At 72.2% G+C, this 22,566-nt stretch carries 25 protein-coding genes; 5 read left to right on the top strand and 20 right to left on the bottom strand.

Going from position 1 to position 22,566, the window contains the following annotated elements; translation table 11 throughout:
• Positions 1-2: 2 nt before the first annotated feature.
• From flbT to J2X36_RS23495, 9 genes are all read right to left on the bottom strand, one after another.
• A complete protein-coding gene (flbT, locus tag J2X36_RS23535; protein ID WP_310354289.1) occupies positions 3-488 on the bottom strand; it encodes a flagellar biosynthesis repressor FlbT in 486 nt (161 codons plus the stop codon).
• Positions 485-832 (bottom strand): flagellar biosynthesis regulator FlaF, encoded by a 348-nt coding sequence (flaF, locus tag J2X36_RS23530; RefSeq protein ID WP_310354287.1) that lies wholly within the window; start codon positions 830-832, stop codon positions 485-487. Before flaF ends, flbT begins: the two co-directional genes overlap by 4 nt.
• 62 nt (positions 833-894) lie before the next feature.
• Positions 895-1,947, bottom strand: a complete 1,053-nt coding sequence (locus J2X36_RS23525) for a flagellar hook-associated family protein (RefSeq protein WP_310354285.1) — start codon at positions 1,945-1,947, stop codon at positions 895-897.
• A 5-nt stretch (positions 1,948-1,952) separates the two neighbouring features.
• Complete coding sequence (gene flgK, locus J2X36_RS23520) at positions 1,953-3,407, bottom strand: flagellar hook-associated protein FlgK (protein WP_132255835.1); 1,455 nt, start codon at positions 3,405-3,407, stop codon at positions 1,953-1,955.
• Positions 3,408-3,434: 27 nt separating this feature from the next.
• The gene (locus J2X36_RS23515; RefSeq protein ID WP_310354283.1) at positions 3,435-4,673 is read right to left on the bottom strand and encodes a flagellar hook protein FlgE; all 1,239 of its coding nucleotides are present in this window, start codon (positions 4,671-4,673) and stop codon (positions 3,435-3,437) included.
• Positions 4,674-4,753: 80 nt separating this feature from the next.
• Positions 4,754-6,082: a flagellar protein export ATPase FliI gene (gene fliI, locus J2X36_RS23510; protein WP_310354350.1), complete on the bottom strand. Its 1,329-nt coding sequence runs from the start codon at positions 6,080-6,082 to the stop codon at positions 4,754-4,756.
• Positions 6,083-6,098: 16 nt separating this feature from the next.
• Positions 6,099-6,824, bottom strand: coding sequence for a flagellar basal-body rod protein FlgF (gene flgF / locus J2X36_RS23505; protein WP_132255837.1), 726 nt, complete (start codon positions 6,822-6,824; stop codon positions 6,099-6,101).
• A gap of 4 nt (positions 6,825-6,828) precedes the next feature.
• A complete protein-coding gene (locus J2X36_RS23500; protein WP_310354281.1) occupies positions 6,829-8,019 on the bottom strand; it encodes a DUF1217 domain-containing protein in 1,191 nt (396 codons plus the stop codon).
• 139 nt (positions 8,020-8,158) lie between these two features.
• A complete protein-coding gene (locus J2X36_RS23495) occupies positions 8,159-8,722 on the bottom strand; it encodes a hypothetical protein (protein WP_310354279.1) in 564 nt (187 codons plus the stop codon).
• A gap of 206 nt (positions 8,723-8,928) precedes the next feature.
• Here J2X36_RS23495 and J2X36_RS23490 point away from each other — a divergent pair, with 206 nt between their 5' ends.
• Positions 8,929-9,219, top strand: a complete 291-nt coding sequence (locus J2X36_RS23490) for a PilZ domain-containing protein (protein WP_310354278.1) — start codon at positions 8,929-8,931, stop codon at positions 9,217-9,219.
• Positions 9,220-9,546: 327 nt separating this feature from the next.
• Positions 9,547-10,935, top strand: a complete 1,389-nt coding sequence (locus tag J2X36_RS23485; RefSeq protein WP_310354276.1) for a flagellin — start codon at positions 9,547-9,549, stop codon at positions 10,933-10,935.
• A gap of 75 nt (positions 10,936-11,010) precedes the next feature.
• Here J2X36_RS23485 and J2X36_RS23480 read toward each other — a convergent pair whose 3' ends face one another.
• On the bottom strand, positions 11,011-11,694 hold the full coding sequence (locus tag J2X36_RS23480; RefSeq protein ID WP_310354348.1) for a response regulator transcription factor: 684 nt from the start codon (positions 11,692-11,694) through the stop codon (positions 11,011-11,013).
• A gap of 474 nt (positions 11,695-12,168) precedes the next feature.
• Positions 12,169-12,786: a Holliday junction branch migration protein RuvA gene (ruvA, locus tag J2X36_RS23475; RefSeq protein ID WP_132255841.1), complete on the bottom strand. Its 618-nt coding sequence runs from the start codon at positions 12,784-12,786 to the stop codon at positions 12,169-12,171.
• 145 nt (positions 12,787-12,931) lie between these two features.
• On the opposite strand from ruvA, the gene J2X36_RS23470 reads away from it, so the two are divergent.
• On the top strand, positions 12,932-13,567 hold the full coding sequence (locus J2X36_RS23470; protein ID WP_132255842.1) for a YceI family protein: 636 nt from the start codon (positions 12,932-12,934) through the stop codon (positions 13,565-13,567).
• Positions 13,568-13,574: 7 nt separating this feature from the next.
• On the opposite strand, the gene ruvC is transcribed toward J2X36_RS23470, so the two are convergent.
• From ruvC to J2X36_RS23430, 8 genes are all read right to left on the bottom strand, one after another.
• Positions 13,575-14,138, bottom strand: a complete 564-nt coding sequence (gene ruvC / locus J2X36_RS23465) for a crossover junction endodeoxyribonuclease RuvC (protein WP_132255843.1) — start codon at positions 14,136-14,138, stop codon at positions 13,575-13,577.
• Positions 14,139-14,163: 25 nt separating this feature from the next.
• A complete protein-coding gene (locus tag J2X36_RS23460; protein WP_310354274.1) occupies positions 14,164-14,787 on the bottom strand; it encodes a hypothetical protein in 624 nt (207 codons plus the stop codon).
• Positions 14,788-14,800: 13 nt separating this feature from the next.
• Entirely contained in the window at positions 14,801-15,025 is a 225-nt protein-coding gene (locus J2X36_RS23455; RefSeq protein WP_310354272.1) for a DUF2188 domain-containing protein, read from the bottom strand.
• A 152-nt stretch (positions 15,026-15,177) separates the two neighbouring features.
• Positions 15,178-15,924, bottom strand: coding sequence for a YebC/PmpR family DNA-binding transcriptional regulator (locus J2X36_RS23450; protein WP_132255846.1), 747 nt, complete (start codon positions 15,922-15,924; stop codon positions 15,178-15,180).
• Between the two features lie 324 nt (positions 15,925-16,248).
• Positions 16,249-17,010 (bottom strand): HAD-IA family hydrolase, encoded by a 762-nt coding sequence (locus J2X36_RS23445; protein WP_310354269.1) that lies wholly within the window; start codon positions 17,008-17,010, stop codon positions 16,249-16,251.
• Complete coding sequence (rpe, locus tag J2X36_RS23440; RefSeq protein ID WP_132255848.1) at positions 17,004-17,681, bottom strand: ribulose-phosphate 3-epimerase; 678 nt, start codon at positions 17,679-17,681, stop codon at positions 17,004-17,006. The genes J2X36_RS23445 and rpe overlap by 7 nt, the downstream gene beginning before the upstream one ends.
• A gap of 121 nt (positions 17,682-17,802) precedes the next feature.
• On the bottom strand, positions 17,803-18,663 hold the full coding sequence (locus J2X36_RS23435) for a phosphoribulokinase (protein WP_132255849.1): 861 nt from the start codon (positions 18,661-18,663) through the stop codon (positions 17,803-17,805).
• Between the two features lie 44 nt (positions 18,664-18,707).
• Positions 18,708-19,766, bottom strand: coding sequence for a class 1 fructose-bisphosphatase (locus tag J2X36_RS23430; protein WP_310354266.1), 1,059 nt, complete (start codon positions 19,764-19,766; stop codon positions 18,708-18,710).
• Positions 19,767-19,981: 215 nt separating this feature from the next.
• Here J2X36_RS23430 and J2X36_RS23425 point away from each other — a divergent pair, with 215 nt between their 5' ends.
• Together J2X36_RS23425 and J2X36_RS23420 are read left to right on the top strand one after the other, a co-directional pair.
• On the top strand, positions 19,982-20,944 hold the full coding sequence (locus J2X36_RS23425; protein WP_310354264.1) for a LysR family transcriptional regulator: 963 nt from the start codon (positions 19,982-19,984) through the stop codon (positions 20,942-20,944).
• A complete protein-coding gene (locus tag J2X36_RS23420) occupies positions 20,941-22,182 on the top strand; it encodes an FAD-dependent oxidoreductase (protein ID WP_310354263.1) in 1,242 nt (413 codons plus the stop codon). Before J2X36_RS23425 ends, J2X36_RS23420 begins: the two co-directional genes overlap by 4 nt.
• 6 nt (positions 22,183-22,188) lie before the next feature.
• Here J2X36_RS23420 and J2X36_RS23415 read toward each other — a convergent pair whose 3' ends face one another.
• Positions 22,189-22,464, bottom strand: a complete 276-nt coding sequence (locus tag J2X36_RS23415; RefSeq protein WP_132255905.1) for a helix-turn-helix domain-containing protein — start codon at positions 22,462-22,464, stop codon at positions 22,189-22,191.
• Between the last annotated feature and the right edge of the window lie 102 nt (positions 22,465-22,566).

Raw genomic sequence — 22,566 nt, 5'->3', positions numbered from 1 at the left:
GGTCACACCTCGTTGCGGGCGCCCGCGGGGCGCTTCGGCCGGCGCACGGGCGGGGCGGGCGGCAGGGCCGGGCTCGCAAGGAGAGCGCCCCCCTCCCCGTCGGGCATCAGGGCGGCCTCGGCCGGGTAGAGGGCGCGGAGCAGCTTCAGCACGTCGAACGGGCGCCCGGCCTCGACGAGGGCCTGCGCCGCGCGCAGCCGCTCGTGGATCACGGGGTCGCGCGTCGCGGCGAGGATCCCGTCCTGCAGGCTCGCGTAGAGGGCGCGGGCGGGGCCGGCATGGGCGGGATCCATCAGCATCGTCTGCGCGGCGAAGTAGAGCTGGCGCAGCGGCGTCGTGGCGTCGTCCGCCTGCAGCACGTGCCCCTCCAGCAGGAAGGTCGCCTCGTTCAGGAGCTCGATCGAGACCTTGCGGTCGACCCGCAGCACGGCGCCGTTGATGAAGACCCGCTCGCCCGCCCGCAGGGAGAGGTGCATGGCCCGGCTCATCGCAGGCCCTCCCGGATCGAGCTGTTCACGTCGATGAGCGCGGCGAGGCTCCGCTCGGGCGCGCTCAGCACCTCGCCGACCTCGCGCATGGTCCACAGGCCGATCGCCACGAGATCGGCGCGCAGACCCTCCGGCAGGCCGTTCTCCGGGTTGAGCAGGTCGGCGATCAGGACGTTCCAGAGGTCCTGAACGAGCCCGACCGCCTCCGTGCGCTCCGCGCCCTTGAGACCCTGGCGCTCGACGTCGCGCAGCAGGGAGAGGGCCCGGTCGAAGGCGTAGCGCTCCCGCTCGCGGCCCGTCTCGGGGGCGTCCTCGAGAATCTCGGAATAGGAGAAGCGGTACATGCGGGCCGGTGCCTCGTGGGCTCGTGTGGTCGTCGCGCGGCGGGGCGCGCAGGCGCGGAATCTCAGGCGATGAAGGCGACGAGGCTGAGCTGGCGGAGCTGGGCGGTCAGCGCGTAGGACATCTGAAGCTGGGTGGTCACCGCGTCGACGCGGGACCTCGCCTCGGCGGGATCGACCGCCTCGAGCCGGTTGATCTCGGCGGCGAGCAGCGTGGTCTGCGACGCGATGCGGCTGTTGGCGTCGGTGATCCGGGATTGCGCCCGGCCGAGATCGGCCTGCATCGCGACGAGCCCGGCGCTCGCCTCCCCGAGGAGCGTCATCACCCGGGCGGTGGCGACCGCCTGCGCCTCGACCGGCATGGGGGCGAGGTTGAGGTCGGAGGCGATCACGTAGGCCATGGCGAGCTTGCGCAGCGCGGGGGCGTTGGCGTTCGCGGAGGTCTCGATCGTCTCGCTGAGCGAGATCCGGCTGTCGATGTTGCGGCTCGACGCCTGCGACCAGAGGCTCGTCCAGGAGGATTCCGAGGCGAGCGGCTCGAGCCTCGTGGCGAGGAAGGCCTTCATGTCGGAGGCCGTCACGCCGGCCGCGCGGGGGCTGTCCTTCGCGAAGCCGAAATGGTCCCTGAAGGCCGCCTCGACCGCCGCGCGCGCCGGGGAGGCCGGGCTGCCCGCATAGGTCGCGACCGGGGGTGCGCCGGCGCGGGTGCCGCCGAAGACGTACTGGCCGGAGACGGAGGTGTTCAGCGCCGCGGTGAGCGCGGCGAGTTGGCTCGCCGCCGTGCCGGCGGCGGCCCCGGCCCGCTGGCCGTCGGAGAGGCCGATCAGGGTCGTCTGCAGCGCGTCGGCCGCCGACTGGATCTGCTTGAGGGCGGCCTGACTCGCCGTCAGCCGCGAGGCCGCGACGCCGTTGCCGTCACGCAGGGCCTCCAGCTCGGCGGTGCGCTGGCGCAGGACGAGGCTCTCGCCGACCCGGGCTCCGAGGGCGAGGCCGATATCGGCGTGGCGCAACTCGGCGATCTCCCGGGTGGCGTTGGCCAGCCCGGCCTGGAGCCGCGGGACCCCGTCGCGCGACGCGTTCCAGAGGCTGAGGCTCGAGATAAAGCTCGTGGTCATCATGGGCCCTATCGCACCGCTTCGAGGAGGGTTCGCAGGAGGTCGTCGACCAGGGTCAGGAGCTTGGCGGAGGCCGTGTAGGAGCGCTCCAGCTGCAGGGTCTGGGCCGTCTCGTCGTCCCCGTTGACGCCGGCCACGTTCGAGAGGGCCTCGGTGGCGCGCCCGAGGAGCGTCCTCTGGTACTCGGCCTGCGCGGACGCCCCCTTGCGCAGGCCCTCCAGCCAGCCGGCGGAGGCGGCGGCGAAGGCGGGAAGCGTGGCGCTGCCCCGGAGGTCGGGGCCGGGATCGAAGGCCTGCTCGGCGCCGAGCGCCGTCACGAGGGCGCGCAGGCGGCCGGAATAGGCCGTATCGCCCGTCGTGTCGTCGCGGTACGCGGCGCCGTTCATGCCGCCGTCCCGCAGGAGCCCGAGGTCGCCCCCCTGCCGCGGGTCGACGGCCGGGTTGATCCGGATGCGGGCGGCGTAGCCGGGCGCGGCCGAGCCCGGACTGGGCAGGGCAGCGCCGAGCGTGAACAGGCCCGGCCGGCGCGGGCCGGCCGGCGCCGTCCGGTCGGCCTCGGCGAAGGCGTCGACGAGGGCTCCCGCGATGGCGTCGAGTTGTGCCTCGTATTGCGGGGCGAGGTCGTCGCGGAGCGAAGCGAGGCCGGCGACACGGCCCGAGGCCAGGCGCATCGGCGAGGCGCCTCCCGTCACCGGCACCCCGTCGATCGTCACCGCGGAGCCGGCCGTACCGGGCGCGAAGGCCGCGGTCGCGGCGAAGGAGACGGGGCGCGCGGTGCGCTCGAACAGGGGCACGCCCCCGTCGGTATAGAGCGCGAGGTCGCCGCCCTCGCGCTCGACCGTGGTGAGGCCGACCTCCTCGGAGAGCTGCGCGACGATCCGGTCCCGGTCGTCGAGGCCGTCCGAGACGTCGCTTCCGTTCGCCACGCCCTTGATCACCGCCCGGTTGGCGGACTCGTAGCGGGTCAGGAGGTCGTTGATCCGTGCGACCGAGGCGGCGATCGCCGCGTCGGCGTCGCGGCGCACGCGATGGACCGCCTCCGCCGCCGCGTTGAGGCTGCCGGCCAGGTCGCGGGCGGCATCGACGGCGTTGCGCAGGAGATCGGCCGTGTCGGGCTGGTTCGCGGCGGCCTGGAGCGCGGCGTTGAGGGCACCGAGACGCGCGGCGGGCGAGGTCGCCTCGCTCGTGTCTCCCACCGTCTGCGAGAGGGCCTTGAGGCCGTCGAGCAGGGCGGCGCGCGAGGCCGAGGCCGCGGTCGCGTCGAGCTTGCGCGCGAACAGGGCCGCGTCGCCCGCCCGCGCGACCACGACACGCACCGCGCCGCCGCCCGTGATCAGCGTCGCGACCTTGCGCGAGTAGGACGCGTCGCTCGCCCCCGCGATGTTGCGGGAGGCGACCGCGATCTGGTTCGACGCGGCGGCGAGCGAGGTCCGCGCGGTGTTGAGGGCGAGCGAGAGGCCCATCGGTCGATTTCCTCAAGCGGTCCGGAATCAGCGCTTCAGGTTCATCAGGGTCTCGAGCAGCTCGTTGCCGGTCATGAACACCTTGGAATTGGCGGTGTAGACCGTCTGCGACTCGATCATCGCGGTCAGCTCCGTGCTGACGTCGACGTTCGACTGTTCCAGCGCGCCCGCCTTGATCGTGCCGCGGCCGTTGAGCCCGGCAAAGCCGATCAGCAGGTCGCCGGATTTCGGGCTCATCGTGTAGACGTTGCCGGCGCGGGGCTCGAGATTGTCCGGGCTCGGCACGTCGGCCAGCGGCACCTTGTAGGCGGCGGCCCGGGTGCCGTCCGCGTAGATCGCGTAGACCGTGCCGTCGGTGCCGAACTCGGCGCCCGTCACCGAGGTCGGCGCCGAGCCGTTCGCGGCCCCGTTCAGGGCGTAGGCGCCCGCGAGCTGGGAGACGTTGCTCAGGTCGATCTTGACGGGCTGGCCGTTCGGCACCGTCACCGTGGTCGTGGTGCCGAAGGGCGGCTTGCCGTTCGCGCCGAAGGTGAGATTGCTCGTCGTCAGCGGCCTGCTCGGCAGGGTGTAGGGCGGCTTGGCCGAGGCGTCGTAGATGCTCACGGACCACGTGTCGGAGGCGGTCTTGGCGAGGTAGATGTCGAGCGTCACCGCCTGGCCGAGATTGTTGAAGGTGACGAGGGAGGTCTTCTTCGAATAGGCCGCCCCCACCGGCACCGGGGCCGGGGTCGCGGGCAGGATCGGCTCGTCGTAGGGCAGGTTGCCGGCGATCGAGCCCGCGTTCGAGGGACGCGCCTGGGTGCCGATCTGCGAGACGTTGATCGGCACCATGTCCTGCACGCTGTTGAGCGCCGGGCTCGGCTCGCCGTTGGCGAGGCTGTAGCCCATCAGCGTGAAGCCGCCCGCGTTGACGAGGTTGCCGGTCGGCCCGTCGACCACGAAATTGCCCGAGCGGGTCAGGTAGGAGCCCTTGTTGGTGTCCTGCACCACGAAGAAGCCGTTGCCCTGGATGGCGATGTCGGTCTTCGAGTTGGTGAAGGCGATCGGCCCCTGCTCGCCGACCGAGCGGCGGATCGCCGTCTCGACCGCCCCCGAATTGTAATTGCCGTAATCGGCCGATTCGAGGAGCAGCGAGGAGAACTCGGTCGAGGTGCGCTTGTAGCCCGTCGTGCCGGAATTCTGGATGTTCTCCGCCACCGTCGAGATGCGGTTCGACTGCGCGTTCATGCCGGAGACGCCGGTGCGGAGCACGCCGATGAGACTCATGCGGACACCTCGGTGGGACCTGTCGTGGGGCGCATTAGGCCCGGGCTGGCTTGCGCGGGGCTGAGGGGGGCAGCCGGGCCTCAGCCCCGCAGGGATTGGGCGAGTTCGAGGAAGGCGTCCCGGCTCGGGGGCTGGCCCGGCTCCTGGCGCATCGCCTCGTAGATGCGGGGCACCAGGGCGACGGCCTGATCGAGGTCAGCGTCGGTGCCCGCGCGGTAGCCGCCCATCAGGCGCAGGTCCCGGGTCTCCTCGAACCGGGCCATCATCGCCTTGAGCTTACGCACGAGGTCGCGCTGCTCGGGCGTCCAGACCTCGCCCGCGAGGCGCGAGATCGAGCCGAGAAGGTCGATCGCCGGATAGCGCCCCTGCTCGGCGATGGACCGGTCGAGGACGACGTGCCCGTCGAGGGTGCCGCGGATGCTGTCGGCGACGGGATCGTTGTGGTCGTCGCCGTCGACGAGGACGGAGAAGACGCCCGTGATGCTCCCCGATCCCTCGACGCCCGGCCCCGCCCGTTCGAGGAGCCGCGGCAGATCGGAGAACACGCTCGGCGGGTAGCCTCGGGCCACCGCCGGCTCGCCGGCGGCGAGCGCCACGTCGCGGGCGGCATGGGCGTAGCGGGTGACCGAATCGACGATGAGGAGCACCGACTCGCCGGCGTCCCGGAAGCTCTCGGCGACGGCGAGCGCCACCTTCGGCGCTTGGCGACGCATCATCGGACTCTCGTCGCCCGTCGAGACGACGATGACGGAGCGCGCGCGCTGCGCGGCGATCGGGCCCTCGAGGAACTCGCGGACCTCCCGCCCGCGCTCGCCGACGAGGGCGACGACGACGCTGTCGAACCCGTCAGCCCCCGCCAGCATGGCGAGCAGCGTCGATTTGCCGACGCCGGAGCCGGCGAAGATGCCGATGCGCTGGCCCGCGCAGAGCGGGGTGAACAGGTCGAGGGCGCGCACGCCCGTGCCGAGGGGGCGCCGCACCCGGGCCCGCGCGAAGGCGGCGGGCGGATCGGCATCGAGGGCAGCCGCGCGCTCGCCCGGCCGCAGGGGGCCGGCCTCGTCGATCGGCCGGCCCAGGGCGTCGACGACGCGGCCCTTCCAGCTCGCCGCGGGCCTCAGATCCGCGGGACCGAGCCGGAAGGCCGGGGTCCCGAGGCCGGCCTCGATGCGGCTCTCGAAGACCTTCAGCGTGGCGCCCGCCTCGTCGACCCGCACGATCTCGCCGACCTGGAGCCGGCCCTGCGCCTCGAAACCCATGCGGTCGCCGAGGCGCACGAAGGGGGCGACGCCGCCGATCCGGCAGGCGCTCGCCGTGACCTCGCGGATCGGGCCGCCGACGCGCACGAGGGCGCCCTCGCCGAGCGCGCCCGCCATCGCCAGTTCCAGGCGCTCGATCGCGTCGGCCGCCATCGCCTCAGCCATCGCCTCAGCCCTGTGGCCCGAGGGTCTTGATGGCCCCCTGAAGCGAGCTCTCCGCCTCGGCCGTCATGCTGGCGGCGCTCTCGAAGGCGCGCTGGATGGTGATGAGCTTCGTCATCTCCAGGATCGGATTCACGTTCGCGCCCTCGACGTAGCCCTGCACCACGCCGATCGCCGTGAAGTCCTGCACCGGCCGCCCGGGCAGGCTGGAGGCGACGGCGTTCGTCGCCGCCCGCGCCAGCGCCGCCTTCGGGTCGAGGGTGAAGAGGCCGAGGGCGCCGACCTGATTGGTGCCCTGGAAGAGGCTGCCGTCGCGCCCGATCGTCGGCGGCCCGGCCTGCGGGTCGAGGAGGAGCGGCGAACCGCCGGGATCGAGCACGGGCTGGCCCGCGAGGTTTCGAAGCTGGCCCGCCGCATCCATCGTCATGCGGCCGTCGCGGGTGTAGATCGGCCCGGCCGCGCCTCCGACGCTCAGCCACGCATCGCCCTGCACGGCGACGTCGAGGGGCGAATCCGTCTTCGTGGTCGGCCCGGCCGCCCGCGAGATGTAGGTGTCGCCCGAGCCCACGAAGGCGACCGCGCCCCGGCTCGCCTGTGCCAGCAGGGCCGAGAACTTCGTCTCCTCGGCCCGGTAGCCCGCGCTCGCCATGTTGGCGACGTTGTTCGCGGTGGTGGAGAGGCGCTTCTCCAGGGCGAGCTGGCTGGAGAGGGCGACGTAGAGGCCGTTCTGCACGCCCTCAGCTCCCCGAGACGCCGAACAGGGCGAGCACCGGCGCCTGCGTCGCGCCGTTCCGCGCGTCCCAGGTCGCCGCGAAGCGCCGCACGAAGGCGTCGAGCTTGGCCGGATCCCGGAAGCTCGCGAGGTCGATCTTCGCGGAGATCAGGCTCGCGCGGCGGGCGAGCGCCTCGCTCGTCACGACCCCGCTCGTGGCGGGCAGGCCGAGCATGGTGTTGGCGACCTGGGCGAGGGCCGGATCGCCGAGGATCTGATAGGCACTCGTCAGGCTCGGGGCCTTGCGGGCGAAATAGAGGGCGAGGCGCACACCCGTATCCGCCTCGCCGGCCTCCGTCTCCAGGGTCTGGCGCAGGTAGGCGTCGGTGACGGAGCGAACCTGCGCGTCGGGACCGAGCATCGTGCCGAAGCCGACATCCACCGCCTTCCGGCCCTCCTCCGAGGGCGCCGCGTTGCGGATCGCGAGGGTGCGGTTCGCGCCGCCCGCGGGGTAGGAGGCGCCGGTGAGCGGGCGGGTCGCGGCGGTGGTCTCGAAGAACAGCGTATTCTTCAGGCCGAGCCCGACCTGGACCAAGCCCTTGAGCCCGGCTTCGCCGGATGCCTCGATCTGCGCCGCCACCGCGGTGGCGATCTCGCCGGGGCTCACCCGCGACGGGTCCGCGGCGATGCCGGCGAGCGTCGTCCCGTTCAGCCGGATCGTGAGGGACCGCGTGGTCTGCGCGTCGACCTGCGTCGCGAGCGTGAAGCTCGCTTCCCCCCGGCCGGACAGGTCCGTCGTGTCCGGAAGGCCGGAGGCGGCGCCGAGCCGGGCGGGTGCCGCGGGGATCGGGGCCCCGTTCTTCAGGGCCGCGTCGGTGCCCCGCGCGGAGAATCCTCGGGTGAAGTCGAAGGCGCTCGCGAAGGCGACGTAGCGGTCGTCGGCCAAGCGGTTGGCAAAGCTCCCGGGGGCGACGCCCTCGGTGAGGACCTTCCGCATGAAGGCCTTGGCGTAGATCATGTCCTCCAGGCCGAACGCCTTCATGGCGTAGCCGTAGAGGCGCCGGTCGGCGAGGAAGGCGTCGGCCGACGCCATGGACCCGATCGTGGCGGCGTAGTAGCGCGTGTCGCGCGCGACGACCGGATCGGCCGATGTCCGCTTGGTGGACGCCGCGAGATCGCGCGCGATCAGGCGGTAGCTCGTCAGCGTGTCGGTCACGGGCGCGCCTCGAGGGGCGGGCGGGAGGTCGGGGAGGTGGGGGCGACGGCCATGGCTTGCGCGCTCGCGAGGGGCCGGATGGGGCGTCCCCCGCTCTAGGCCCCGAGCCTTGCCCGGGGCTGTCGCCGACGGGCGGCCGTCACAGCAGCGCCGGGCCGATGATGGTCTCGGTGGTGATGACGACCCAGCCGGCGCCCGTGTCGCGGATGGTGAGCACCCGGCCGGCTCCCGGCAGGACGCCGCCGACCGCGACCTGCCGCAGCCCGTCGCGGCCTTCGAGGAGGGCCTGCCCCCCCGAGACCTGCCTCAGGACGTAGCCGCTCGGCGGGGCCGGGACGGGCCGCGGCGGGAGGGTCGGGCGCTCGGCGACGGGCCGCTCGGCGATGGGGCGCTCGGGCAGCGAGCCGGTGGTGAGGGGGTCGAGGTCGGGCGCGACCGGGCGGGCGGCGGCGACGCCGGTCTTCCAGGCGAAGGGGCCGGCCTGGGCGGGCAGCACGTCCCGCGTCGCGTAGGGCCGGGCGCCCGTCGAGATGGCGTAGCCGGCCAGCGCGCCGACCGTCAGGGCGAGGAGCCCGATGCCGGCGAGCGCCGCCCGCTCCACCGCCGCCTCGCGGGCTCGCCGACGGGTGACGGTGCCGGCGAGGGGGCGCTGCGCCCGGGTCGGGGGGACGACGCCGGAGGGCTTGACGGCGGGGCGCGACATGGGACGATGCGTGTCCGGGCGTGACCTTCTTCCTAACGGAGCGTGAAGCGCGATGCTTGACGGCCGGTTAACGATGCGTCCGCCGCGGCGATGGTCGCGCTCGCGAAGCGATCCTCGCCCGGACGACGGGACGTTGATCGCGAACATGCGGATGGACCGCGCGGGACGCCTCCCGCGCGGCGGGAATCGGTAACCGGATCAGTGGGATGGCAGATCCTGAGGAGCGCGCCGGGCGCGCGGGAGAGCGTCCACGCGCGGTGAAGCGTCGTCGCGTGATCCAGCAGGGCCGGATCGTGGCCGGCCCCGACCGCCTCGTCGCCTGCACGATCCACGACCTGTCGCGCGCCGGCGCCCGGATCCGCCTCGCGCCGCGCATCGCGCTGCCCGAGCGCTTCGACCTCCTCATCGCCGGGGACGCCCTGACGACGCACCGGGCGCGGCTGCGCTGGCGGCGGGGCGAGTTCGCGGGCCTCACCTTCGAGGATGGCGCGGATTAGGAAGCCCGGCCCATCCACAGGCGCGGGCGGCGGGACGCGTCCGGCTCCGCCCGCTTAATCGCTTGATAACGGGGCGTCCGCATAGTCGCGGCATCGGCGAAGGAATTCTCAGGCATGAGAATGGTAGCCGATGCAGGCACAGCGGACGGGTCCTCCGGACCCAGGGACATGATGTCGTTTCCGCTGATCCGGTGCGAGTCCGGACGTGTAGTGCGTCAGCGCGAGGCCCCCTCGGCGTGCCCGAGACGGTCGGCCGTTCCGCTATCCCGGTGAGAGCCCGGCCCCCGAACCCGCCCTGCCAACTCGCCAGCACCGGAAGAGTCTCCCGTGACCAGCCTCCTGACCAACATCTCCGCGATGACCGCGTTGACGACCCTGAAGGGTATCAACCAGCAGCTCGACATGACGAGCAACCGCGTCTCGACCGGACAGCGCGTCTCGAACGCCTCCGACAACGCCGCCTACTGGTCGATCGCCACCACGGTGCGCACCGACAACGCCTCGCTCGGCGCCGTCAAGGACTCGCTCGGCCTCGGCTCCTCGGCGGTCGACACCGCCTATAACGGCCTCAACTCGATCCTGACCGACCTGCAGAACGTGCGGGCCAAGCTGCAGACCGCCCTGACGCCCGGGGTCGACCGCGGCAAGGTCCAGACCGAGGTAGCCGCCATCCAGAACAAGATGAAGGCCACCGCCGATTCCTCGGTCTCCAGCGGCCAGAACTGGATCTCGGTGGATTCCAGTGCCACCACCTACCAGGACAAGCAGCAGGTCGTGGCCGGCTTCTCCCGCAACGCGAGCGGGACGATCGACTTCTCCTACGTCCAGGTGGATGTCGGCAGCATCAAGCTCTACGACGCGACCGGCACCAGCATCACGAAGCCCGCGACCGAGGCGCAGGTCGTCGCGAGCCAGTCGCTGACCGGCACGGCCGGTTTCCGCCCCGGCGCGGCCGTCGGCACCCGCGGGACCGCGGATTTCACCTCCGCCGTGGCCGAACTGACGATCACGCTGGCCTCCGGCAACGCGACGATCACGCTCGACAAGGCGAGCCTGACGGCCGCCGTCCGCGATACCGCGAAGGTGACGACCGAGGAGTTCGTCGACGCGATCAACAATACCATCGCGGGCGACGCCACCCTGAAGAACAAGGTCTCGGCGAGCCTCGATTCCCAGGGCCGCCTGACGTTCAAGACCACGGCCGCGGCCTCGACCGCGAAGCTCCAGATCGACACCACCGCCAACAACTCGATCGATTTCGGCTTCGGCGGCGCGAGCATCACCGGCCTGCAGGCCAGCGGCACCAATGCCGGCACCACGATCGGCAAGGGCATCCTCGACAGCGATGCCGGCACCTACACGGCGCCCGGCATGTCGGGCGCCTTCACGGTCGCGAAGTTCGACATCTCGAAGCTCGTCGGCACCAAGGGCGACGACGACCTCCGGGCCATCATCAACGCGGTCGACAAGGCGATCGGGCAGGTCACGGATGCGGGCACCAAGCTCGGCGCCAACAAGACCCAGATCGACGGCCAGAAGACCTTCGTGGACACGCTGATGAAGGCCAACGACCGCACGGTCGGCATCCTGGTCGACGCGGATGTCGAGGAGGAATCGACGAAGCTGAAGGCCCTGCAGACGCAGCAGCAGCTCGCGATCCAGGCGCTCAGCATCGCCAATTCGAGCAGCCAGAACGTGCTCTCGCTGTTCCGGTAGGATCATCCCGGCGAGGCCGGGTCCGCGAGACGAAGGCCGCGCCCGGACGGGCGCGGCCTTTCTCGTTGAGCGCCCTCACCCGAAGAAGGTGTAGCCGGCGAGGCGCTTGGCCTCGATTGGATCGTAGCCGAGGCGCTGGCGCAGCTTCTTGCGCAGCTTCGAGATGTGGCCCTCGACCACGCTCTCCTCGACCTCCGTCTCGTGGCGCGCGTAGACCGCGTTGAAGATCTGGCTCTTCGTCACCGGGCGGCCGCGGTTCTTCGCGAGGTATTCGAGGATGGTGCGCTCGCGCCGGGGCAGCATCAGGCTCGTTCCGTCGATCTCCGGATCGCGGCCGTCCGTGTAGACCCTGAGCCGAGCGCCCGGGTCGGGCGTCGCGCTGACGCGGGTCTCGCCCCGGTTCATGCGGCGGCGGATCGCGCTCGCCCGGGCGAGGATCTCGCGGACATGGACGGGCTTGCGCACCACGTCGTCGATGCCGGCCGTGAAGAGCGCCAGCGTCTGCTCCAGGGAGCGGGTCTCGTTCAGCGCGATGATCGGCGCCCGCGAGAGGGTGCGCAGCGCGGCGGTGCAGGTGGCGCGGTCGGCGCAATCGCCGAGCACGAAGCCGTCGATCGTGGCGAGGTCCCGGGCCGGAGCCGTGTCGAGCCAGGCCCGGAAATCCGGTGCGGGCAGGCTGCGGGCGGGCACGCCCTCCTCACCGAACCCAGCAACGTAATGCGCGGCAACGCTGTGCCGCTCGTCGACGACAATGTACACCCTCACCCCCCCATAATCGGCAAGCGTCGTCACGCGGCCTTCACGCAGGGACGCGCGGCCGTTCTTGTGAGGAATACTTGCAGTCTGATACCGATGGCCGGGGTGTCTGCTTGCGAAATGCGTGGGCTATACTGGCCCCGGCCGGATCGCAAACCGTTCCGTTAACGGTTGCGTAAGCAAGCTTTCCGGCCCAAATGGTTAACGAGTCGTTAACCGGGAGGCCGGCCGGCGGGCGTGTGGCCGGCGCGCAACGCGATTGCAGCCAGAACTCGGCAGGCTCCGGGGGGGCTGCATTCAGGGATTGCGGTCAGGCGGGGTCGGGGCAGGCAGGGTCGGGACAGGTGGGGTCGGGGGACGCGGCCCGGCCCGGCCCGAAACGCCCTGGCGGCCCCGATCGGAGGCGCCACCTCGAAGAGCGATTCGGGGGCCGGCCGCGAAGAGCGGGGCCGGCTGTGCCGAGCGGGCCGGCTGCGCTTAGCGGGCCAGCTCGCGCAGGCCGAGGCGGATCAGGGTCTTCGCCTCCGCGCCCTCGCCCGCGCCCTTCATGGCGGCGGCGACGGCGGCCGAGGCCTGGACCTGGGGGTAGCCGAGATTGACGAGCGCCGAGATCGCGTCCGCCACCGGCTGGGGCGCGGTGCGGTCCTCGACCGCCCCGGTGAGCGCGATCAGGGCGGGGTCGATGGGAGCGAAGGCGGGCGCCTTGTCCTTGAGTTCGGCGACGAGCCGGGCGGCCAGCCGCGGCCCGACGCCGGGGGCGCGGGCGATGGCGCCCTTGTCGCCCGTGGCGATGGCGGTGGCGAGGTTGGCCGGCTCGAGCACCGAGAGCACGCCGAGCGCCACGCGGCTGCCGACGCCCTGCACGGTCTGGAGCAGGCGGAACCACTCCCGCTCCGCGTCCGAGCGGAAGCCGTAGAGGCGGATCATGTCCTCGCGGACATGGGTCTCGATCGAGAGCTCCGCCGCCTCGCCGGGCTGCGGCAGCCGCTGCAGCGTGCGGGCCGAGCAATGCACCACGTAGCCGACGCCGTTCACGTCGAGGATGACGAAATCCTCGCCGTAGGAATCCACCAAGCCCCTGAGCTTCCCGATCATCGAGCCGTCCGTCCCGTCCTGCCGGATGCCCTACAGGGTTCCGGGTCCTGTCGCCAACGCGGCCTTGAGCCGCCGGTGGGTTCGTGAAATCAAGGTCCGCGCCCCGACCGGGGCAGAGCCACCCGACGATTCGAGCGACAGCCCGATGCGCCAGACCGCGCCCCTCCCCTTCCGTGCCGTTGCCGGCCTCGCCGCCGCCCTCATCCTCGCCGGCCCCGCCGCGGCGGAGAATGCGGGGGCGCCGACCGCCGACCCGACGCAGGTGCGCCCCGGCGCCTACCGGCTCGATCCCGCCCACGGCAAGATCACGTGGTCGGTGAGCCACCTCGGCTACTCGACCTATTACGGCCAGATCACCGACGTGGCGGCGCAGGCCCAACTCGACCCGAAGGAGCCGGGAAAGAGCCGGATCACGGTCACGATCGGGATCGACAGCGTCAACGGCCTCAACGACAAGCTCAACCAGCACCTGAAGACGCCGGACTTCTTCGACGCGGCGAAATTCCCGACCGCGACCTTCACCTCCACCTCGGTGGAGCCGACGAGCCCGACCACGGCCCGGGTCAACGGCGACCTCACCCTGCGCGGCGTGACGAAGCCCGTCTCCTTCGACGCGACCTTCAACCAGGCCGGGATCAGCCCCGTCGACAAGACGTACACGGTGGGCTTCGACGGGCGCACGGTGCTCAAGCGCTCGGATTTCGGCATCAACGCCTTCCTGCCCGTGCTCGGCGACGAGGTGTCGCTGCGCCTCGAGGGCGAGTTCAAGGCGGTGGAGTAGCCGGCCCTCAGCCGCGGGCGAGCGCGGCGGCGATCCGGGCCGCCGCCGGGCCGCCGACGCCCGCCGGCAGGTGCCGGCTCTTGAGGGCGTGCGCGCCGCGATGGTTGGCGTGGGTGATAGCGATGGCGAGCGCGTCCGCCGCGTCGGCGAGCTTGAACTCGGCCTTGGGCAGCAGGAACTTCACCATCGCCTGGATCTGCACCTTCTCGGCGTGGCCGGAGCCCGCGACCGTCTTCTTGATGAGGTTGGCCGCGTACTCGAAGACGGGGACGCCGGCGAGCGCCGGCACGAGCAGGGCGACGGCGCGGGCGTGGCCGAGCTTCAGCGTCGCCTGCGCGTCCTTGTTGACGAAGGTCTCCTCCACCGAGACCTCGTCGGGCCGGAACGCCTCGACGGTGCGGGTGATGCCCTCGTAGAGCTCGCGCAGGCGCAGCGCCAACGGCAGGTCCCCGTCCGAGGTGATGACGCCGCAGCCCACATAGGCGAGCTTGGAACCGGCCGCCTCGATCACGCCCCAGCCGGTGCGGCGCAGGCCCGGATCGATGCCGAGGATGCGGACGGGGGCATTCATGGGGTCTCTCCTGATGCGGCGGACCCTAGCGGTTCGCAGGATGCGCCGCCACCCACTGCCGCATTCCCGTGAGCAGTTCGGGGATGGGCAGTCGCTCGACATCCCGGTCCGAGTAGCCGCGCTCCGTTAAGGCATCGTAGTTGTCGGCGACGAAGTCGTTGAACCGGTCCCACATCGCCGAAGGGCCGGGAGCGCTCAGGTTCTCCTCGGTCGCGAGCCAGTTCCGGACCTCGCTGAGCACGCTGAGCGGCTCGTTGCCGTGCACGGCGATGTCGGAGTTCGACAGGTCGGACAGGGCGGCCTGAGAGCGGTATCGCTCGGCCTCGAGGATCAGGCACTTCTTGGAGCGGAACGCCTCGGCGCCGTAGAGGCGGCAGCCGACATCGAGTCCCAGTTCGAACGGCATGTTCAGCCGATAATACTCGCCCTTGCGCGTCGCCTGGATCCGCGACAGATCGTGGATGCCGAACCGAGATTCGCGGATGAGCGCGACGATCTTCTCGATGCGCGGCTCGCCCGAATTCAGGCGCTCCAGGGCGATCCTGGGTTCGTAGCCGAGATCCAGCACGCAGAAGAGCAGCGGCCGCAGGAGCGGCAGATAGGCATCGTCGAACGGACAGTTGACGAAGACGTTCGTCTCGAACGGCACGCGCCGCGTTCCTTCAGCCGCGCGCCGCCTCCGATCCGACGCCGTATCGATCCCGGGTGCTGATCGTGCCGTCCCGACGATGGACGTAGAGATCCGCCCCCTCCTCGCGAGCCCGCTCGCGCGCGTAGCGGATCGCCTCGGCCTGCGTGGCGAAGATGCGGGAGGCGCGCGCCGCCCCCGACGCGCGGACGCTCCAGCGGCCGCCGGGACGCGAGATGACGTGCTGGGCCTTCTTCATCGCGGTCGCCGGGCCGTTCTCACCTGAGCCGGGTCCGAATTTTGTCCTACGCGCCGCGGAAGGCAAGTCCCCGACCGCGGCCCGCCTCGGCCCCTACGAACCTGTGATCGCCCGCGCCAGCGCGGGGAACGCGGCGGCGCGGGGACGGCCCATCACGCCGCGAGCTTCGCCATCAGCGCCTCGGAGAGGGCGAAGTTGACGTAGACGTTCTGGACGTCGTCCTGGTCCTCGATCACCTCGACGAGGCGAATCAGCTTCTCGCCGGTCTCGTCGTCGACCTCGATCGTGGTCTGCGCCTTCCAGACGAGGGCGGTGCGGCTCGGCTCGCCGAAGCGGGCCTCGAGCGCCTTCGTCACCTCGCCGTAGGCGTCCTGCGCGCAGGTGATCTCGTGGCCGTGCTCGTCCGAGCGCACGTCGTCGGCGCCCGCCTCGATCGCGGCCTCCAGCATCGTGTCGGCATCGGCCACGGACGCCGGGAAGGCGACGAGGCCGACCCGGTCGAACAGGAAGGCGACGGCGCCGGTCTCGGCGAGGCTGCCGCCGGACTTGGTGAAGGCCGAGCGCACGTCCGAGGCGGTGCGGTTGCGGTTGTCGGTCTGCGCCTCGACGATGAGGGCGGCCCCGCCCGGGCCGTAGCCCTCGTAGCGGATCTCCTCGTAATTCTCGCCCTCGCCACCGGCCGCCTTCTTGATGGCGCGCTCGATGTTGTCCTTGGGCATGTTCTCGGCCCGGGCCGCGAGGATCGCGGCGCGCAGGCGCGGGTTCATGGCGGGATCGGGCGTGCCGAGCTTGGCCGCCACCGTGATCTCGCGGGCGAGCTTGCCGAAGACCTTCGAGCGGACGGCGTCCACCCGGCCCTTGCGGTGCATGATGTTCTTGAACTGGGAATGGCCGGCCATGGCGTGACCTTGTCGGTTCGTTCGCGACGGAGAAAGGCGACCGCCACCCGGCCCCATCCTCGACGTCGCCGCGTTGGGAAGAGCGCGGTTATAGGCCGGCGCCCCGGCGGGAGGCAACGCGAGCGATGACGGGACGGGCGGCCGAGCGGCGATCGGAGAGGGACGGAGGCGGGCCAGGGGCCGGAGGCGGGCCAGGGGCCGGGAACCGCCCGGGGGCGGGCCGGGGGGGCTGGCTCCGGCTCGGCCTCGCGGCGGCCCTCGGCGCGCTCGCGGGGGCGACGCTGTTCCCGCGGAAGGCAGGCGGGGACGCGGCGGCGCCGGGGGTCAGGCGGCCGCGGTCTCGCGGCGGGCGTGCCACTCCCTGAGGGCGGCGAGCGTCACGACGCCGCCCGGCCATTCGAGGCCGGCGATGTGACGGTGCGGGCGGCCGGGCTCGCCGAGGTCGGAGAGGGCCGAGAAGGCGCCGTCGAGGCGGTGGCTCTCGGTGTAGCGGCTGCGCGTGGCGACCACCGGCAGGCCCGCATCGAGGGCCGAGCGGATGCCGGCCGCCGAATCCTCGAAGGCGACGGCCTCCTCCGGCCCCACGCCGAGGCGGCGGAGCGCGAGCTCGAACACGTCGGGCGCGGGCTTCTTGCGGGCCGCCTCGTCGCCGCAGGCGATCACGTCGAAGGGGCTCGCGCCCCGCGGGAAGTTGACCTCGACGAGCCGGTCGACGTTCGGCCGGCTCGTGGTCGTGGCGACCGCGAGCCCGACGCCCTCGGCGCGCGCCTCCGCCAGGAGCCGGGCGATGCCGGGGCGCAGCCCCAGCGCGCCGCTCACGACGAGGTCCCCGTAATGGCGCGTCTTGAGGTCGTGGATCTCCGGCAGGCGGGCGCGCAGCGCCTCCGCCGCGTCGGCCTGGGCGGTCTCGATGTAGTGGAGGAGGCGCTCCTTGCCGCCCATCACGGTCAGCAGGTCGGCGTAGAGGGGCGGGTCCCAGCGCCAGGGCAGCCCGAGATCCGCGAAGGCGCGGTTGAAGGCCTGCCGGTGCAGGTCCTCCGTCTCGGCGAGCGTCCCGTCGACGTCGAAGATCAGGGCCCTCAACACGACAGGGCACTCCCCCCGGCCCCGGCGCGGATCGCCGCGATGTGGCGGGCGTAATGCTCCGGCCCGTCCCGGAAGACGGCGTTGCCGGCCACGAACACGTTGGCGCCCGCGGAGGCGGCCCGGGTCACCGTCTCGGGGCCGATGCCGCCGTCGACCTCGATGTCGAGGGCGCGGCCCGCCGCCATCGCCCGCACCCGCGAGACGGTCTCGAGCGCGCTGCCGATGAAGCTCTGGCCGCCGAAGCCGGGATTGACCGTCATGACGAGGACGAGGTCGATCATCTCGAGGAGGGGCTCGACCATTGCGGCCGGCGTGCCGGGATTGAGGGCGAGGCCGGCGCGCTTGCCGAGGCCCCGGATGGTCTGGAGCGAGCGGTGCAGGTGGGGGCCGGCCTCCGCGTGGACCGTGATGATGTCGGCGCCCGCCTCCGCGAAGGCGGCGAGGTAGGGGTCGGCCGGGGCGATCATCAGGTGGACGTCGAAGACCTTGCGCGAGTGCCGGCGCAGGGCCTTGATCACCGGGGGGCCGAAGGTGAGGTTCGGCACGAAATGCCCGTCCATCACGTCGAGATGGATCCAGTCGGCGCCGGCTGCGTCGACGGCGCGCACCTCCTCGCCGAGCTTGGCGAAGTCGGCCGAGAGGATCGAGGGCGCGATGATGGGGCTCGTCATGGGCAGAACGGGGTCCTGAAAGGTTGGGGACCGCGGGCGTCTCTCGCACCGCGGCATCATGCTTGAGGCGGCCTCCGACGGGAAGTTCGCCATTCGGGTATGGCGCCCGTGCCGCAGGGGGTCAGGCGAGGCGGCGGCGGCGCTCGACGAGCTGCATGATGATCGGCGTCAGGATGAGCTGCATCGCGAGGTCGAGCTTGCCGCCTGGGATCACGATGGAATTGGCCCGGCTCATGAAGCTGTCGTGGATCATCGAGACGAGATACGAGAAGTCGATCCCCTTCGGGTCCTTGAAGCGGATCACGACCATCGACTCGTCGGCCGTCGGGATCCAGCGGGCGATGAAAGGGTTCGAGGTGTCCACCGTCGGCACCCGCTGGAAGTTGATGTCCGTCCAGGAGAATTGCGGGCAGATCGTCTGCACGTAATCGGGCATCCGGCGCAGGATCACGTCGGTGACCGCCTCCGTCGAGTAGCCGCGGAACGAGCGGTCCCGGTGCAGCTTCTGGATCCATTCGAGGTTGATCACCGGCACCACGCCGATCTTGAGGTCGGCGTAGCGGGCGATGTCGACGCTCTCGTTGACGACGCAGCCGTGCAGGCCCTCGTAGAACAGGAGGTCGGAGCCCGGCGGGAAATCCTCCCAGGCGCTGAAGGTCCCGGGCGGGGCGCCGAACTTCGCCGCGTCCGCGGCGTCGTGGGCGTAGTGCCGGGTACGGCCGCTGCCGGATTCGCTGTAGGTGCGGAACACCTCCTCCAGCTCCGGCAGCAGATTGGCGCGGGGCGCGAAATGGCTCAGCGTCGGCTCGGCCGCCATCTTCGCCCGCATGCTCTCCCGGTCGAAGGCGTGGAAGGCGTCGCCCTCGATATAGACGGCGCTCACGTCCTCGCGGCGGAAGATCTGCTCGAAGGTGTTGCGGACGGAGGTGGTCCCGGCCCCAGAGGAGCCGGTCACCGAGATGATGGGATGGCGGGCGGACATGGGCTGATCGACGTGAGTTCCCCTCCGGCGGAACCGGCGGCGGCTCAGCCGCGCATCAGGCCGCGCTGGCCGAAGAGCGGCGAGCGGCCGGCGGCGTGGTTGCGGCCGCCGAAATACTTGGCGACGCAGGCGACCTCCTCCTCGGAGCCGAACACGAGGGGCACCCGCTCGTGGATGCCCGTCGCCTCGATGTCGAGGATGCGGCGCTCGCCGTCGGTGGCGCCCGCCCCCGCCTGCTCCATCAGCATGGCGATCGGGGCGGCCTCGTAGAGGAGGCGGAGCCGCCCCTGCGCGTAGCCCTTGCGGTTGTCGCCCGGATACAGGAAGACGCCGCCGCGCATCAGCACCCGCTGCGCGTCGGCCACGAGCGAGCCGAGCCAGCGCATGTTGAAATCCTTGTCGCGGGGGCCTTCCGCGCCGCGCAGGCAATCCTCGATGAAGGCCTTGATTGGCGTATCCCAGTGGCGGGCATTCGAGGCGTTGATCGCGTATTCCTTGGCCGAGACCGGCACGTCGAGGCCCGGATGCGTCAGCCGGAAGGCGCGCTCGGCCCGGTCCAGCACGAAGACCTGGGTGCCCTGGCCGAGGGTGAGGACCAGGGCTGTCGCCGGCCCGTAGGTGACGAAGCCCGCCGCGAGCTGCGCGGTGCCGGGCGTCGTGAAGGATTCGGGGCCGGTGGCGCCGGGCACGGCCGGGCGGATGCCGAAGATCGTGCCGACCGCCATGTTGACGCCGATGTTCGACGAGCCGTCGAGCGGGTCGATCGCGACGGCCAGCGGCGCGCCGGGATTCAGGCGCATCACGTCCTCGGCCTCCTCGGAGGCGACCTCGGCCACGGGGGCGGCCTGCAGCGCCTCGGTCACGCGCTGGTGGGCGATCACGTCGAGGGCCTTCTGCACGTCGCCGTCGCTGTTCTGGCTGCCGGTCGCCGCGAGGTCGCCGCCGAGGGCGCCCCGGCCGATCACCTCGCTGATGTCGATCGCCGCCCCGGCGATGGCCGTGACGACGGCGGCGACGTCCGTGAGGCGCGGATCCTCGTCGACCGCCTGCGCCAAGCACGCATCGAGCCGCGCACCGACCGTCCCAACTCCTCCCGTCGTCATCGGATCTTCGTCCTTCCTCTGCATCGCGGCCGACGGGGCCGCGTCCGCCGACGGGGCCGCGTCCCGCGCCGCCTCCGCCCGTGCCCGAACCCATAGCTGCGAAGGCGCCCGCATGATACCGCCCGCCTCCGCCGCGACACCAGGGGCCTTCACTCCGCGCGGGAAAGAATTCTAAAAAAACTTGCGGGCTCCTACAAAAAAACTAGAACCGAGACATGCGCAACCTGTCCCTGAAGCAACTCCAGGCCGTGGCCGCCGTCGCCCGTCTCGGCACGATGACGCGGGCCGCGCAGGAACTGAACGTCACCTCCGCCGCGCTCTACGCCCGGATCCGCCAGCTGGAGGAGGAGGCGGGGCTCCTCCTGTTCGACCGCACGCCGACCGGCCTCAGGCCGACCGATGCGGGCCGCGAGATGCTCTGGGCGATCGACAGCATCAACACGGTGCTGGAAACCTGCACCGACCGCCTGCGGACGCTGAAGGGCGGCGGCGGCGGCCGCGTGACGATGGGCGTGGTCTCGACGGCGAAGTACTTCGCACCGCAGGTGATCGCGGGCTTCGTGCAGCTCTATCCCGGCGTCGAGATCAACCTCTCGGTGGGCAACCGCGGCAGCACGGTCGAGGCCCTGCGCAATTACGAGATCGACTTCGCGATCATGGGCCGGCCGCCGCGCGACTTCGCGATCGAGGCCGAGATCTTCGGGCCGCACCCGATCGTGCTGATCGCCGCCCCCTCGAACCCGCTCGCCGGGCGCCAGGGCCTGACCCGCGCCGACCTCTCCGAGGAATCCTTCCTCGTGCGCGAGGAGGGCTCGGGCACCCGCACGGTGTTCGAGGAATTCATGAGCGGCGTCATCATCAAGCGGGCGAAGCTCGGCATCGATTCCGGCTCGAACGAGACGATCAAGCAGGCGGTGATGGCGGGCCTCGGCATCGCGCTCCTCTCCGCCCACACCGTCGCGGCCGAGGTGGAATCGGGCCGGCTCGTCACCCTCGACGTGCAGGGGCTGCCGATCCGGCGCGACTGGTACGCGGTGCGCCGGGCCGACAAGGTGCTGAGCCCGGCCGCCCGCGCCTTCTGGGAATACCTGATGCAGGACGGCGCCCGCTGGCTGCCGGGCCTCGAGGTCCTGCCCGAGGCGGCCCCCGCGGAGCCGCGCGCCGAGGCCAGCGCGTGAGCGCAGCCGGGATCGTCATCGTCGGGGGCGGGCAGGCGGGCTTCCAGGTGGCGGCCTCCCTGCGCGAGGCGGGCTACACCGATCCCGTCGTGCTCGTCGGCGACGAGCCCGGCCTGCCCTACCAGCGCCCGCCGCTCTCGAAGGCCTATCTCGCCGGCAAGACCGACGCGGAGGGCCTGAACCTGCGCTCCGGGAGCTTCCTCGCCGAGCACCGCATCGCGCTGCGGCCCGACACCCGCGCCGCGCGGATCGACCGGGAGGCCCGCCGCCTGATCCTCGCGGACGGGGAGAGCCTCGCCTACGACCACCTCGTCCTCGCCACCGGCGCCCGCAACCGGGCGCTGCCGGTTCCGGGGGCGGACCTCGCGAACGTGCGCCAGCTCCGCGGCCTCGCGGACGCGGATCATCTCAAGGAGGCGCTCGCGGCCGCGGAGCGCGTGGTCGTGGTGGGGGCGGGCTTCATCGGGCTCGAATTCGCCGCCGTCGCCGCGGCGCGGGGGCTCTCCGTCACGGTGGTGGAGGCCGCGTCCCGTGCGATGGCCCGGGCCGTGTCGGCCGAGACAAGTGCCTTCTTCGCGCGGGCGCACGAGGGCTGGGGCGTCCACTTCGTCTTCGGGGCCGGCGTCGAGGCGGTCGTCGGCGAGGGCGGGCGGGCGACCGGAATCCGGCTGGCGGGAGGCCGGATCCTGCCCGCCGACCTCGTCCTCGTCGGCATCGGCGTCGTCCCGAACGCCGAACTCGCCGCGGAGGCCGGGCTCGCCGTCGCCGACGGCATCCGCGTCGACGCCTTCCTCGCCACGGACGACCCCGCCATCTCGGCGCTCGGCGATTGCGCCCGCTTCCCCTCGCCCTTCGCGAAGGGGCTGACCGCGGACGGCACGGTGCGCATCGAGTCGGTGCAGAACGCGATCGACCAGGGCCGCTGCCTCGCGGGCCGGCTCGCCGGGCGGCCCGCCGCCTACGGCGCGGTGCCCTGGTTCTGGAGCGACCAGGGCCGCCACAAGCTGCAGATCGCGGGCCTTGCCGGGCCGGAGGACGCGAGCGTCCTGCGCGGCTCGGGGGACGCCTTCTCGGTGTTCCGCTTCCGAGACGGGGCGCTCCGGGCGGTCGAGTCCGTCAACCGCGCCGGCGACCACATGATCGCCCGGCGCCTCCTCGCGGCGGGAACGCCGCTCCAGCCCGAGCAGGCGGCAGACCCGGCCTTCGACCTGAAGGCGCTCGCGACCGCCCGGGCCTGAGCACTCTCAGCGGTCGTTCTCGGTGGTCAGGTCGCCGAGCCGCGTGCCCTCGTCCGGCGAGGCCCGCTGCTCCAGCCGGACGCCGGGGCTGTTCCCGTTCGTGAAGACCGCGCCCGCGCGCATGAGGACGCTGCGCAGGACCTCGATCTGCCCGGCGGCGGGATCGCCCTGGCCCGCCTCGAAGGCGCGCACGAAGGAGGCGTCGAGCCCCGCCTTGGCCGCGAGGTCCGCCTCCGACCAGCCCAGAAGCCCCCGTGCCGCGCGCGACTGCGCCGGGCTCATCGGGGCGGCGACGTGCCCGCTCTGCTGGCCCTCGTCCGATCCAGTCAATTCGCTCCTCCTCCTCTGCGCGGCCCGCCCGCGGAAGGTGCCGCGCGGCGCCGC

It is taken from the genome of Methylobacterium sp. BE186, from assembly GCF_031457035.1.
Classification (GTDB): Bacteria; Pseudomonadota; Alphaproteobacteria; order Rhizobiales; family Beijerinckiaceae; genus Methylobacterium; species Methylobacterium segetis.
Note: the sequence above shows the minus strand (reverse complement) of the source record. Positions and strands in the feature narration are given on the sequence as shown.

What these genes read in the sequence shown, in the direction of transcription:
- J2X36_RS23455 (WP_310354272.1), bottom strand. Translation starts at nt 15,025, where the DNA reads ATGAAGAAGGCCCAGCACGTCATCTCGCGTCCCGGCGGCCGCTGGAGC.
- fliI (WP_310354350.1), bottom strand. Translation starts at nt 6,082, where the DNA reads ATGGCGGCCGACGCGATCGAGCGCCTGGAACTGGCGATGGCGGGCGCG.
- J2X36_RS23430 (WP_310354266.1), bottom strand. Translation starts at nt 19,766, where the DNA reads ATGACGACGGGAGGAGTTGGGACGGTCGGTGCGCGGCTCGATGCGTGC.
- J2X36_RS23515 (WP_310354283.1), bottom strand. Translation starts at nt 4,673, where the DNA reads ATGAGTCTCATCGGCGTGCTCCGCACCGGCGTCTCCGGCATGAACGCG.
- J2X36_RS23415 (WP_132255905.1), bottom strand. Translation starts at nt 22,464, where the DNA reads ATGAGCCCGGCGCAGTCGCGCGCGGCACGGGGGCTTCTGGGCTGGTCG.
- flaF (WP_310354287.1), bottom strand. Translation starts at nt 832, where the DNA reads ATGTACCGCTTCTCCTATTCCGAGATTCTCGAGGACGCCCCCGAGACG.
- J2X36_RS23425 (WP_310354264.1), top strand. Translation starts at nt 19,982, where the DNA reads ATGCGCAACCTGTCCCTGAAGCAACTCCAGGCCGTGGCCGCCGTCGCC.
- J2X36_RS23470 (WP_132255842.1), top strand. Translation starts at nt 12,932, where the DNA reads ATGCGCCAGACCGCGCCCCTCCCCTTCCGTGCCGTTGCCGGCCTCGCC.
- J2X36_RS23495 (WP_310354279.1), bottom strand. Translation starts at nt 8,722, where the DNA reads ATGTCGCGCCCCGCCGTCAAGCCCTCCGGCGTCGTCCCCCCGACCCGG.
- J2X36_RS23525 (WP_310354285.1), bottom strand. Translation starts at nt 1,947, where the DNA reads ATGATGACCACGAGCTTTATCTCGAGCCTCAGCCTCTGGAACGCGTCG.
- ruvA (WP_132255841.1), bottom strand. Translation starts at nt 12,786, where the DNA reads ATGATCGGGAAGCTCAGGGGCTTGGTGGATTCCTACGGCGAGGATTTC.
- flbT (WP_310354289.1), bottom strand. Translation starts at nt 488, where the DNA reads ATGAGCCGGGCCATGCACCTCTCCCTGCGGGCGGGCGAGCGGGTCTTC.
- J2X36_RS23435 (WP_132255849.1), bottom strand. Translation starts at nt 18,663, where the DNA reads ATGTCCGCCCGCCATCCCATCATCTCGGTGACCGGCTCCTCTGGGGCC.
- ruvC (WP_132255843.1), bottom strand. Translation starts at nt 14,138, where the DNA reads ATGAATGCCCCCGTCCGCATCCTCGGCATCGATCCGGGCCTGCGCCGC.
- flgK (WP_132255835.1), bottom strand. Translation starts at nt 3,407, where the DNA reads ATGGGCCTCTCGCTCGCCCTCAACACCGCGCGGACCTCGCTCGCCGCC.
- J2X36_RS23490 (WP_310354278.1), top strand. Translation starts at nt 8,929, where the DNA reads ATGGCAGATCCTGAGGAGCGCGCCGGGCGCGCGGGAGAGCGTCCACGC.
- J2X36_RS23450 (WP_132255846.1), bottom strand. Translation starts at nt 15,924, where the DNA reads ATGGCCGGCCATTCCCAGTTCAAGAACATCATGCACCGCAAGGGCCGG.
- rpe (WP_132255848.1), bottom strand. Translation starts at nt 17,681, where the DNA reads ATGACGAGCCCCATCATCGCGCCCTCGATCCTCTCGGCCGACTTCGCC.